Below are 12,167 nucleotides of genomic sequence, written 5' to 3' on the forward strand. Positions count from 1 at the left end.
TTGCCGCCGAAAGTGACGCTGTCCGCCCAAAGCCTCGAATGGCTGGATACGCGCTCGCGTCCCGGGCGGTCGGCGAGCGCCAGCAGGACATCTATTTCTGCAGTAGGCCGAACTACTGCGTTGACCTGCCCGGTGCAGGGTTCCGCGGCGGATCAGCACCAAATTGCCCGGAGCTCTCCGGCCAGTTCCCGGCCTTGGCGAAATCCCTCGCGGGCAGCCGCCGGGCGGAGTGCCTGGTTCATGGCGTTGACTCCCAGATGGGCTTCGGCGGCGGCATCCGGCACGATGACCTGGACCTGGCTTCCGGATGCGCGAAGCTGGTCCACCTGCGCCGACAGCTGCATACCCCAGCGCTCCGGGTGCAGGCTCCGCCCGCCGAGCGGTGAAAGCACCAGCACCTTGCCGTAGCCCTGCGCCAGATCGGCGTTCTCATTCCGGCGGTAGCCGCCGTCAATGTACGCGCGTTCCCCGAGCCAATACGGCGGACCGCTGGAACAACTGGCGGCCACCGCATCAACCAGCGGAACCCCGCTGGAGTTGTCGAAGACCACCGGCTCGCCGCCCTGCGCCTGCACCGCGGTGAGGTAGACCAGCCGCTGCGGCCAGTCCGTCTCCTCCATGCGTGATTGGACGATGGATCTCCAGCGAAGGCTCAGTTCCCTGTCGCTGGCACCGGGCAGATCCAGCGCCGCAGCACCCATCCTGCGGTGCATATCCCCGGGGCCGGAGGAAGCTGCGCTGATTGACGTGATGCGGGACAGCTGGTCGGGAACGCGGACCGAACCCGGCGCGGCCGCAGGACGCGGGAATGATGCAGATGGCGCCGGGCTGCCGATGATTGCCTGGTAGAGCTCTGCCGGGGTGGAGCTGGCCAGCTGGGCGGCCGCGGTGGAGCCGGCGGAGGTTCCCACGGTCAACTGCGGTGTGCTGACGTCCAGGTCTTCGGAGGCCAGACCTGCAAGCACGCCGATGAGCCAGGCGTTCCCCGTGGCCCCTCCGCCGCCGAGCACCAGGGCTCGTGCGCCGGTGGTTTCGGGCAGGTGGGAAAGGTAGGGGTACGCCGAGCTGGCGCGGGATGTCGGAAAGGAGAAAAAGTTCATGGCGGGTGCCTTTCGGAAGAAGTCCTCGGGCTCACCAGCGGCCGCGGCTAGGAGTGCCGGGCCGTCGTACGGGACAGGGGTGCGCCCACGGTCGGTCGTGCGGACATCGGGCACCACCTCCATGCAACGAGTACGAACTGCGTGCATTCATCATAAGTCCGAATCCGGCGCGCGCGACTGGCCGCATTGCCATTTTTCAGCCCGCCTACGTAGAGTCGAAGTAGATGCGGCGCGCTTCAAGCGCCGACGGCGAAGGGACAGGAACATCATGAAGATCGCGCTGGCACAGGTATTGAGCACCGGCGATCCCCAGCGCAATCTGGCGATCATCCGCGACCATGCCAAGCAGGCCGCCGAGGCGGGCGCGTCGCTGATCGTTTTCCCCGAAGCCATGCAGGTCGCGTTCGGCAACCCCGTGGAAAAGTTCGCCGAGCCCGTCAACGCCCGCTGGGCCGGGCTGCTGCGCCAGCAGGCGCGCGACCACAACATTGCGATCGCCGCTGGCATGTTCACCCCGGGCGAGGGCGGCCGGGTGCGCAACACCCTGCTGGTGGCCGGCCCCGGCGTGGACACCCATTACGACAAGATCCACCTCTACGACGCCTTCGGCTATCTGGAGTCGGATGCCGTCACCCCGGGCGACACCCCGGTGCAGTTCGAGCTGGACGGCGCCACGATCGGCCTGGCGATCTGCTATGACCTGCGCTTCCCGCAGCTGTTCGTGCGCAACGCCCGCGCCGGCGCGCAGATCAACATCGTCTCCGCCTCCTGGGGCGGCGGAGAGGGCAAGGCCGAGCAGTGGAAGGCGCTGGCCCAGGCACGCGCGCTGGACACCACAACTTTCGTGATCGCGGTGGACCAGGCGGATCCCGAAAGCGTCGGCCGCCCGCTGAAGGGCGCCGCGCCGCTGGGCGTGGGCTACTCGATGGCCGTCGACCCGCTGGGCCGCGTCATCGCGCAGGCCGGGCGCGAGCCCGAGCTGCTCATCGTGGACCTGGACCTGAACCTGGTCGATGAGGCCCGCAGGAAGCTTCCGGTGCTGGCCAACGCCGTCGACCTGTAGTCCTTTGCGCTGGGTACCCGCGGATAACGCGACGGAGCGGGCACCAGTGATAGTCAGATGCCCTCCCCAGAAGAGAGCTGCATGGATCACGGGTATGGCCTTACCCGGGCAGGCGATGCTCTCCCGCTACTCGGATAGATCCAGCATTGGTGCCTTGCGCTTGAATCCGCCGGTGACGTAGCCGAGGTAGGCAAGACCCAATACAATCCATGCCAAGCCGATCTGGAGAGACAGCGGGCTCAGGCTGGTCCAGAGCCAGATGGTCAGGCACAGGCCGACCAGCGGCAGCAAAAGGTAGTTCACGGTCGAAGCCAGACCTCGCTGACGGTGTGCTAGGAAGTAGTACTTGATCACGGCAAGGTTGACTGCGGAGAATGCAACCAAAGCGCCGAAGCTGATCATCGCCGACACCATTTCCAGGCTGGCGAACAAGGACGTGAGCGAAATGAGCGAGACGATCAGGATCACGAAGGTCGGTGTCTTGAATCGTGGGTGCAGATAGCCGAACACCTTGCGCGGGAGAACTCCATCCCGGCCCATGCTGTAGAGAATACGCGCCACCGAAGCCTGCGAAATCAGGGCGGATCCGAGTGCGCCGCAGATGAATCCTGCCGTGAAGAAGATGGTCAGGAAGTCTCCGCCCGCCGCGAAAATCACCTCGATCGATGCGGAGTCAGCATTTTCGAATTCGTGGCTGGGGTATACCAAGTGAGACAGGTAAGCCAGGCCCACGAACATGAGTCCGCAGATCAATGTGGTCAGTAGAATTGCCCGCGGCATGTCCCGTTTCGGGTTGCGTGCTTCTTCGGCGAAGGTCGTGATGGAGTCAAACCCGAGGAACGACAGGCACAAGATCGCTGCTCCCGCAGCCAGTGGCGCGAAGCCGCCGAGCTCTCCGTTCCCCCGGAACGGCGCCCAGAGATCCACGGAGGCCTGCTCCTTGAGGTAGGCAACCGAAAAAATGACGAACAGGATGATGAAGAGAAACTGGAAGCCGATGATAACGATGTTCGTCCGCGCCACGGAGACAATTCCAACGACGTTCAGCACCGTCACCACTACCATTCCAGCCAGCATGAACGCCCACGGCGGGACGGCCGGGAAGAACTCATGCATGTAGATCCCGAGCAGCAGGTAATTGATCATCGGCAGGAAGAGGTAGTCCAGCAGCAGGGCCCAGCCGGCCATGAACCCTATATTCGGGCCGAAGGATCGCTGCGTGTACACATATGCCGACCCGCCGACTGGGAAGGCCCGCGACATCAGACCATAGGAGCGCGCGGTGAAGATCATCGCCACCATGGTAATCAGGTACGCCAGCGGCAATCGCCCGCCGGTAATTTCGGTGACGATGCCGTAGGTGCTGAAAATAGTCAACGGAACCATGTAGACCATGCCGAAGAGCACCAGATTGGGCAGGCCTAGAACCCGGTTCATCTGGTCGGTGGCAAGCACTGCGCCACCCGGTGGCTTGAGTAGAGATTTCGACATAATGGGCACCTTTCCGTCCGCTACCCGGCATAATGCACCTGCTAGAAGTGCAGGGGCTGGAAGCCAAGGGCCAGATTTAAATGAAGAACGTTCACTAAAGGTAGTGACTGGAGTCACTTGGCGCAAGGGCGAGACTGGCGCCATCAGCAGCGCAAGGGGTCTCGGAAAGCCCGTCCAGCATAGTGAATGTGGCGCTCAATTCAGGGATAAAGGGCATTCGACTAGGTGAAACAGAGGATCGCCGACGCTAGAACCGGCCGGCTGAACACCGAGTGCGCGCCCGTGAAAGAAAATTTATACTGTTAATTTACACGCAACATTGGCGTTACATGCCGCCGCGATCTCGCTGTCCCACTTCTCGCTCAACGGCTGCGATGATGGCGCGCAGCCCGAAGTCGAACGATTGCTCGCTGACTGTCGAGCGCGCTTGTCGCGCAAATTTCCCACCCAGCTCCAGGACTTCCGCATGGCGGGTCTCGCGGGCTGCAGAATTCCCCTCGGGCACCACTGCAACATGGGCTCCGGGAGCTACGATGTCCAGAGCTGCGCCAACCACAAGGGATTCAAAGGCAATCATGATCATGAGGATCCGAGGAACGGCCACTCCGGCTCGGCGAAGAATGCCACCCAGCTCCTCATAGATGAGACCCGATTCGGATTCTTCCGTGATCGGCGTGGCTACTATCAGCTCGACGGCCGCAGGAACCCGCAGCAAGGCGTCCCGGAACAGCTGGCCGAAATGGAACAGCGCTTCTGGCCACGGGAGCACCGCGATCAGGCTCTGGTCAATGGAGCGAATCATGTCGCGACGCATGAGGTTGATCAGGTGCTGCCGGTTGTCCACGTGGTTATAAAGCGCCGGTGTTCGCACGCCCAGCGAACGGGCGAGCTTACCCATTGAGAAGTCTTCGGCCCCACCCTCATCGAGCAGCGAGAAGGCGGCCTCGACGATGCGTTGCTGAGTGAGGATCGGCTTGGCCGGGCGTCCGGCAACACGATGCGGCGTAGAAGACATGCACTAACTCCCTTGGTTATTTCCTATCCAATCATGGACAGCAAAGGACCCAGTGGTTAGACTCAACGATAATTAACACCATTCATTTAGGAGTCGAGTTGACGCAGACGCCCCAAACCGTGATCTTCGCGGACACCATTCACAGCCTGGACGGCGAAAAGCAGTACACCGCCATGGGCATCACTGCGGGAGTAGTGACGCACCTCGGCTCCCGCTCCGAGGCAACTGAGTGGTCGGGACCGGACACCAAGTTGATCGATCACGGGACGGCAACCATCACCCCAGGTCTCGTCGATGCGCACATTCATCCGATCTTCGGCCAGTCGGTCGCCCGCGGAGTATTCCTGGGCGATGCGAAGGATCTGGACGACGCACGCGAGATTTTCGCCCGCCATGCCGAGGCACAGTCCGGAGATGCACCGGTGCTCGGCTACGGCCTGAACGTAGCGGTCTTCGGCGAAGCCGAACCCCACGGCGGGCTGCTCGACGAGGCAGCTCCCGGACGGGCCAGCTACGTCACTTGTTTTGATGCGCACTCGGCTCTGGCTTCGCAGCCCATGCTGGCAGCAGCCGGCATCACCGGCACGGAGACGTTCGACGATGCCTCCAGCATCGTGGTGGATTCCGAGGGTCGGCCTACGGGTTTCATCCGCGAATTCTCCGCCATGGCCCTGGTGGAAGAGGCTCTGCCTCCACTGACCATCGAGGACAAGGTCGACGGACTGGAACGCCTGTTGCGCGGCATGGCCGCCAGCGGCCTGACCGGCGGTGAAATGCTGGATCTGGCGGATCCCGACTCGCTGAAGATCCTGCGCAGGCTCGAAGAACGCACGGAACTGCCGATCAAATTGCGAGTCGCTCCCTGGATCATGGCCAGCGACGCTCCCGAGCAACTGCGGCATCTGATCGAGCTGCAAGGACAGCACGGCAGGCGCTGGCAGGTGCGGGGCGTGAAGCTGATGATCGACGGTACCGTCGACAACGGCACCGCCTGGCTCTACGAACCGGACACCGAGGGCGAGTCCACCGAGTCCCTGTACCTTGAGCCCCAGCGGTACGTCGACAACCTGCGGACGCTGGCCGAAGCAGGTATCACCACCACGACCCACGCCATCGGCGACCAGGGCATCGGGTTCGTCATCAAGGCCATCAGCGAGCTGCCTGGGAATGGCGTCCTGCACCGGATCGAGCACCTGGAGGAAATGAACGACGAAGACTTCACCGCACTCAAGTCCAGCGGCGCCACGGTGAGCATGCAGCCGACCCACTGCACGCACTTCGTGCGCGCCGACGGTTCGGACGCCTGGTCCCGCCGGCTGGGCGACCACCGTGCCTCGTTTGCCTTCCGTCTGCGAGATGTGCAGGACGCCGGGATGATTCTGGCTCTCGGTTCCGACTGGCCCATCGCCCCGTACGACCCGCGGCTGATCCTGGCCGATGCCCAGACCCGCCGGCGTACCGAGGTCCCGGATAGCGATTCGGCCCAGCCCCGTCACAAGCTCAGCGCACGCGAGGCTCTGGAAGGATACACCGTGAACGTGCACGCCAGCACGGGTTCTGTTGGCGGACGGCTCGTGCTCGGCGCACCTGCGGACCTGACAGTCTTCGCGGAAGATCCGCTTTCGCTGGCTCCCGAGCAGCTTTGCACGGTTGGCGTGCTGGGAACGTACGTCGACGGGCAGCCGGTCAACACCGGCGACCCGCTGCTGACCGCCTGAGCATCGGCAGGGTGCCTGCCGGCGAGCGCGCATGGCCGAGGTGTGATGGCCTAGTCTGGGCAGATGAACCGTCTGCGCCTGATGCATCCTTCGGAGCTGCTGTTCCCGCTCTTGGCACGCGGAACCTCGGCAGGTCTTGCCGTGGCCTCGTTGTGCATCGCGGTTCTGACACTCATTGAGAATGACGGCTACGCTGTCATCTCAATCCTGTATGGCGTACCTTTCGGGGCGCTGTACGGGCTGCTGGTTGCGGGCGGGATCTACGCCGTCCTCGCCTTCCGTCATCGCCGCAGGCCCGACGGTGTCATGCAGCGGCTAGTTCCGACAGCCGCCGCAGCTGCGGCGGTCCTCTGCCTTCCTGCGGGCATTCTGGTAGCCGGGCTCGTCGGCTGGGAAGGCGCAGGTTTCCTGCTGCCGGCCGCGGCGTTCGTCGCCTTGGGCGCAGCGGTCGCCGCATGGCGCACGCAGTCGGCACTACGCGCCACCGAGCATAGGCTGAATGCGGGGCGCCCGGAACCGTTTCCGAGTCGCACGGCCCGGGGCTAGGCCTGCCGTGGCATTTCGGCCAGCCCTTTGCTCCCATCAGAACAGACAACGCCCGCAGGCTTGGGGCCTGCGGGCGTTGATTCCGCTCAGGATGGATCCTTGCCGGTCTCTTCGCGGTCGTTCCGGTCCTGTTCGGGTTCTCCCGGGTTCGACTCAGTGTTCCGAGTTCCCGGCGAGCCTGGGTGCAGGCATCTGTATCGCCCCGGTCTGGATCTTCTCGTAGTCCTCGGAGGTGACCACCGGAATCTCGTAGCCGTCCTTGTCAATCAGCTTGCCGCCCTCGAAGTGGTCGCCATCGATCAGGCCGCAGATCTCCTCTTCCCTCACCATACGCGGCGGGGCCGCGGCGAAGACCGAGTTGTTTTTGGTGTTGCCAGCCTTCAGCACGTTGAACAGCAGGTTCAGCAGCACGGCCATGACCGCGGCCGAGGAGATGCCCGAGTGGAAGATGGTTTGGAACCACACCGGGAAGCTCTCATAGAAGTCGGGCTTCACGATCGGCACGCAGCCGAAGGCGATGGACGCCGCCACGATGATCAGGTTCTTGCCGTCGTACTTGACCTTGGACAGGGTGCGGATGCCCGAGGCGGCCACCGTGCCGAACAGGACGATGCCCGCACCGCCCAGGACCGGGGTCGGGATGGCCGCGACCACGCGGCCCAGGATGGGCAGCAGGCCGAGGACCACCAGGATGCCGCCGCCGGCGGCGACCACGAAGCGGCTGGTAATGCCGGTGATGGCGACCAGACCGACGTTTTGCGCGAAGGCGGATTGGGTGAAGGTGTTGAAGATCGGCGCGATCGCGGAGGAGGCCATGTCGGCGCGCAGGCCGTCGGCGATGCGCTTGGAGTCGACCTTGGTGTCCGCGATTTCCCCGACGGCCAGGATGTCGGCGGTGGTCTCGGTCAGGATGACAAGCACCACGATGGTCATCGAGATGATGCCGCCGATTTCGAAGATCGGCATGCCAAAGGCCAACGGCTGCGGGAAGGCGAAGATCGCGCCGTTGCCGACCTTGGAGAAGTCCGCCATGCCCAGCAGCGCGGCGGCGACGGTGCCGATGACGATCGCCAGCAGGATTGACATGCGGGAGATCGCGGCGTTGCCGACCTTTGAGAGCAGGATGACTACCAGCAAGGTGCCGGCGGCCAGGCCGATGTTAGCCAGCGACCCGTAGTCTTCCGCCTTGGCGTTGCCGCCCATGGCCCAGTTCGCGGCCACGGGGGTCAGCGAGATGCCGATCATCGTGATGACCGTGCCGGTGACGACCGGCGGGAAGAATCTGACGATCCTTGCGAAGAACGGTGCGATGAGGAAACCGATGAGCGCTGCGACAAGGACCGCGCCGAAGACCGCCTGGATGCCGCCTCCGCCGTTGACGATGGCGACCATGGTGGCCACCGAGGCGAAGGACGTGCCTTGCACCAGCGGGAGCTGCGCGCCGAAGAACGGGATGCCGATAGTCTGCAGGATGGTGGCCAGGCCGCCCACGAACAGGCAGCTGGCGACGAGCAGGCCGATTTCTTCGGGTGAAAGACCGGCTGCGCTGCCGATAATCAGCGGCGGGGCGATGATGCCGCCATACATGGTCAAGACGTGCTGCAGGCCGTAGGCGAAAGTCTTGCCTAGTGGTAGCTTGGCATCTTCGGGACGCGTCCCTTTGATAGATTCATCTTGTGTAGCGCTCATGGCTGACCTCCTAAGTCAGTCGCTGCCAAGGGTGTGCCGATGTGTCCGCACCGGCACACCCTCGCCGCTTTTCAGTTAGATAAATGCCGGAATGTTGGCCCAGATCGGGTGCTTGGCCGCGCCGCCCTCGCGGGTCACCGTGGCTTCGATCAGCCCGTAGGGGCGGTCCGCGGCGAAGAACACTTCATTCGGGTTGTCCTGGCCGAAGACCTCGAGGTCGACCAGGAAGTGGTGCTTGTTCGGCAGCGAGAACTTGATCTCGGCGATCTGCGGGTTGGCCTCCAGCGCTGCCTTGCCCATCTCGAACATGGTGTGCTGCAGTGCCAGCGAGTGGGTGTTGGCAAACAGCGTCAGCAGCTGCTCGCGCACCGAGGCGTAGACCGCGTTGAAGTCGATTCCCGCCTCGATGGCCTCCGAGGTGTAGCGCCAGCGGGCGGTGACGTCGGTGGCCAGGATGCGGTCGCTGGTTTCCTTCAGGGTGGTGTAGCGGTCGACAGGGAACCCGTGGAACTCGGAGCCGGTGGACTTCAGCACGGTCAGGTCCTCCAGGCCGGCGACGATGCTCTTGGAGCCGTCGTCGGCGATTTCCAGCACCGCGGTGCGGACCTCGTTCTTGTTCTTCGAGAAGGCGTGGTCGTGGTCGTTGATGCGGTCCCAGAAGTACTGCTGGGCCGCCCAGCGGCCGCCGGCAATCCACTCGAACTCGCCGGTGAAGTGCGCTCCGAGGCGGAGCAGGAACTCCTCCGGGCTGTTCACGCCGTCGCGGGCCAGGCCGTAGACGGTGTTTTTCTGGGTGTCGGTCGGCACGACCTTGCCGTTGTCGCCCTCCAGGTGGGCTTCGGTGAAGTCGCCGTGCAGCTGGCTGGTGACGTTCAGGTCTTCAATCTGGTGGCGGGCGGTGTCGCGGGTGATCTTGACCAGGCGGACCTCGGCCTTGCCGTACTGGTTCTCGCCAAGAACGATGCCGGTGGATGCTGGGGCGGTGATTTCGGTAGTCATTTCTCTAACTCCCTCGGTACGTGGAATATGCAAACGGGCTGATAAGAAGAGGTACGTGGTAGTGCTCATCGACGTTGTTGACGTAGAAGTCGATGGTTACCCCGGGGAAGAAGCTTTCCGTTCCCTGCTTCCCGAAGTAGTCCCCGATTTCGAATGAAACCCGGTAGTGGCCTGCTTCAACCTGAGCCGGTCCGAGGTTTTTAATGCGGCCGTCCGCATCGGTGATCCCCGAGCCGATTTCTTGCCAGCCGGATGCCGTCTTGGCTTCCAGCGTGGCCTTGACACCGGAGGATGGCCTCCCGGTCCCGGTGTCGAGAATGTGGGTGGTGATATGGCTGCGCTCTGCGCTGTCAGCTGCCATGTGTTCGTCTCCTGGCTAATGAGGTCGGTCGATGGAGGGAAGGTGGTCTGAAAATTAGTTCTTGACCGCATCCTGCAGCCGCAGCAGGGCAATTTGGCGCAGCTGGTCGGCTACTTCGGCCAGCTCGGCCTCGTCGGTGTTTTGCAGACGGCGCTGGCATTCAGCGAGGATTTCTTCGCTGCTTCGACCGGCGGCGCGGATAAGGAAGACGCGGTCGAAACGCTGTTCGTAAGCGCGGTTAGCTTCCGCAAGGCGTTCGACAATGCCCGCGTTGAGGTCCAGGGCTGCCTGCTCGCTACGGGAGAGCGCTGCTTCCTGGCTGTTTCCGCCGGCTTGTTCTCCGATGCGCGGGTGGTGGGCCAGGGCCGCGGCGATTTCGTCGCGGCTGAATGGGGCGGCACTGCGGGTTGCAGACTCTTCGAGGTCCGCGAGCGAGGAGAAGGGGCGAGCAGAAACCAGATCATTGATCCAGCGCTCAACATCGATGCATGGACGCAGAACTTCGGCCGCTTCAGCGGCGGAGACTTCATTGAATACGTTCAGATGCATCGGGTGCTCAGCTCATTTCTAACTCAGGGGTTAACCCAGGGAGCCTTAGCTGAACACCCTTACCACCGAAAAATTCGGCTTCGACTAGATGTTGGCTCCGTGGAACTTGTTCACCACTGTAATCCAGTTCACACCATGGCCGTCAAGTGGGGCGTCGAAAAATCTTGGATATGTCAGACTTTAAGGATTCTTCCGCACCGTGGATAAGTTTTTTTGCCTGCGGCTATTGCCATCCGACCCCAACGGGTCCCATACTGGTTTCGTAAAGCAAAATAAAACTTCCACCATTCGGAAGTTGAATGATCTGAAGGAGGGTCGCAATGACCGCTATCAATCCAGCCAATTTCAACTGCTCACCGGAGGGACAGAGCCTGGTCGCGGCCACCGAAGCACTGCGGACAGGGCTCTTTCAACCGATCGAGAACCTGGACCCCGACATCGCTCCGCGCATTCGCATCACCCCGCAAGCGCCGAGCATCTGGGCCAAGCTCTTCGGCCGGTAACCAGCACTGCACCTGAGGTGCACCCAAGAACTGCGTAGAGACCATTCTCCTGAGGCGTCGGGCATGGTCTCTACGTTATTTAAGGAACAGTCAACGTCCGCTTTTGGCCACACTCAAGAGAATGCTCGATTCCTCCAAGGCAGTGACCTGGATGCGGCCGCTGGGAAGAATCAACAGATCCTGGCTTCGCCCTTCCCACTGCTCGCCGCCGGAACTGACACGGATCCTCCCGGATATCACCAGGATGGTGGCCTCGCCCGGGTTTTCATGCTCCTGCAGTTCGGTGCCCTGCGCCAGCGCCATCACGGTTTGCCGCATGACGTGCTCGTGCCCGCCGAAGACCGTGCGTGCTGCACGGCCATTGCTGGCATTCACGGCTTCGCGCAATTCGCTGCGCGCAATGGCTGCGAGTGAAAATTTCTTCATGTTATCCCCGTTTCAGGTATCAGGGAGCCTAAGCGCCCGACGCCGCCGGCATTCCGCCCCGCGACGTTGGATAACAGCATGTCCCGGAGTTCTCGGGCGGTCAAGGAATTCGCGTAAACAGGGAATCGGGGGCCGACCCGCGCCGCACCGTGCGGGGCTTAGGAATGGGCCAGCAGCTGCAGCGCGATAACCACGACGCCGACAAGGCCGAGCACGAACATCAGCCACAAGGTGCGCCAGAATCCGAGCTTGCTCCGGCGCAGCGAGAGCCACGCGAAGAACGCCAACGCAGCCACGAGCATCCACTGCCCCCAGATCAGCGCCGTGGAGGTGGAGAAGACCCCGAGCGCGCTGAGCCCCAGCAGGACCAGCGGCCCCACGATGGCTCCGCCAGCTCCCCACGCGACCTCTAGCTGATGGCGCAGCTCCGCCCGCGTGGGCAGCGACGAATGGACCGTCGAGTGGGAAATCAGGTCGGCCACCAGCCCGGCCAGCAGGATTGCAGCCACTGTCACCACCAAGCTCACGGCCGAGGCCCCGGGCTTCGGGTCATGGCTGTGCAAATTCATCGCCAGCAGCACCGCGAGCGCGGTGAAGGTGACGTAAACGCGCTCCTTCAGCCTGCTGGCCAGCTCCTGGGGCGAGGACTGATCATCGCCTCGGGATTTTCCGTAGCTTTTCATAGTGCCCTTCGATAAGTGGGTTGA

The 12,167-nt window shown here is 63.1% G+C and carries 13 protein-coding genes; 4 read left to right on the plus strand and 9 right to left on the minus strand.

All coding sequences use genetic code 11. The features are described 5' to 3' along the window. Window positions 1–152: 152 nt before the first annotated feature. Complete coding sequence (locus JQN66_RS17085; protein WP_204676074.1) at window positions 153–1,100, minus strand: patatin-like phospholipase family protein; 948 nt, start codon at window positions 1,098–1,100, stop codon at window positions 153–155. A gap of 268 nt (window positions 1,101–1,368) precedes the next feature. On the opposite strand from JQN66_RS17085, the gene JQN66_RS17090 reads away from it, so the two are divergent. Continuing rightward, window positions 1,369–2,163, plus strand: coding sequence for a carbon-nitrogen hydrolase family protein (locus JQN66_RS17090; RefSeq protein WP_204676075.1), 795 nt, complete (start codon window positions 1,369–1,371; stop codon window positions 2,161–2,163). A 126-nt stretch (window positions 2,164–2,289) separates the two neighbouring features. Here the strand turns inward: JQN66_RS17090 and JQN66_RS17095 are convergent, their stop codons facing one another. Further along, window positions 2,290–3,654 (minus strand): APC family permease, encoded by a 1,365-nt coding sequence (locus tag JQN66_RS17095; protein WP_204676076.1) that lies wholly within the window; start codon window positions 3,652–3,654, stop codon window positions 2,290–2,292. Between the two features lie 325 nt (window positions 3,655–3,979). After that, window positions 3,980–4,669 carry a TetR family transcriptional regulator gene (locus JQN66_RS17100; protein WP_204676077.1) on the minus strand — a complete coding sequence of 230 codons (690 nt, stop codon included), beginning with the start codon at window positions 4,667–4,669 and terminating at the stop codon, window positions 3,980–3,982. Between the two features lie 98 nt (window positions 4,670–4,767). On the opposite strand from JQN66_RS17100, the gene JQN66_RS17105 reads away from it, so the two are divergent. Further along, a complete protein-coding gene (locus JQN66_RS17105) occupies window positions 4,768–6,387 on the plus strand; it encodes an amidohydrolase (RefSeq protein ID WP_204676078.1) in 1,620 nt (539 codons plus the stop codon). Between the two features lie 63 nt (window positions 6,388–6,450). Continuing rightward, entirely contained in the window at window positions 6,451–6,933 is a 483-nt protein-coding gene (locus tag JQN66_RS17110; RefSeq protein WP_204676079.1) for a hypothetical protein, read from the plus strand. Between the two features lie 153 nt (window positions 6,934–7,086). On the opposite strand, the gene JQN66_RS17115 is transcribed toward JQN66_RS17110, so the two are convergent. From JQN66_RS17115 to uraD, 4 genes are all read right to left on the minus strand, one after another. After that, window positions 7,087–8,622, minus strand: coding sequence for a nucleobase:cation symporter-2 family protein (locus JQN66_RS17115; protein ID WP_204676080.1), 1,536 nt, complete (start codon window positions 8,620–8,622; stop codon window positions 7,087–7,089). Between the two features lie 75 nt (window positions 8,623–8,697). Next, a complete protein-coding gene (pucL, locus tag JQN66_RS17120) occupies window positions 8,698–9,621 on the minus strand; it encodes a factor-independent urate hydroxylase (protein ID WP_204676081.1) in 924 nt (307 codons plus the stop codon). Between the two features lie 4 nt (window positions 9,622–9,625). Continuing rightward, on the minus strand, window positions 9,626–9,982 hold the full coding sequence (uraH, locus tag JQN66_RS17125; protein ID WP_188947979.1) for a hydroxyisourate hydrolase: 357 nt from the start codon (window positions 9,980–9,982) through the stop codon (window positions 9,626–9,628). 54 nt (window positions 9,983–10,036) lie between these two features. Next, a complete protein-coding gene (gene uraD, locus JQN66_RS17130) occupies window positions 10,037–10,531 on the minus strand; it encodes a 2-oxo-4-hydroxy-4-carboxy-5-ureidoimidazoline decarboxylase (RefSeq protein ID WP_204676082.1) in 495 nt (164 codons plus the stop codon). Between the two features lie 320 nt (window positions 10,532–10,851). Here uraD and JQN66_RS17135 point away from each other — a divergent pair, with 320 nt between their 5' ends. After that, window positions 10,852–11,034 carry a hypothetical protein gene (locus tag JQN66_RS17135; RefSeq protein WP_188947977.1) on the plus strand — a complete coding sequence of 61 codons (183 nt, stop codon included), beginning with the start codon at window positions 10,852–10,854 and terminating at the stop codon, window positions 11,032–11,034. Window positions 11,035–11,124: 90 nt separating this feature from the next. Here JQN66_RS17135 and JQN66_RS17140 read toward each other — a convergent pair whose 3' ends face one another. Together JQN66_RS17140 and JQN66_RS17145 are read right to left on the minus strand one after the other, a co-directional pair. Then, a complete protein-coding gene (locus JQN66_RS17140) occupies window positions 11,125–11,460 on the minus strand; it encodes a cupin domain-containing protein (RefSeq protein ID WP_188947976.1) in 336 nt (111 codons plus the stop codon). Window positions 11,461–11,618: 158 nt separating this feature from the next. Then, window positions 11,619–12,143, minus strand: a complete 525-nt coding sequence (locus tag JQN66_RS17145; protein WP_204676083.1) for a hypothetical protein — start codon at window positions 12,141–12,143, stop codon at window positions 11,619–11,621. Between the last annotated feature and the right edge of the window lie 24 nt (window positions 12,144–12,167).

This window comes from Glutamicibacter protophormiae (assembly GCF_016894325.1).
GTDB lineage: Bacteria > Actinomycetota > Actinomycetes > Actinomycetales > Micrococcaceae > Glutamicibacter > Glutamicibacter protophormiae.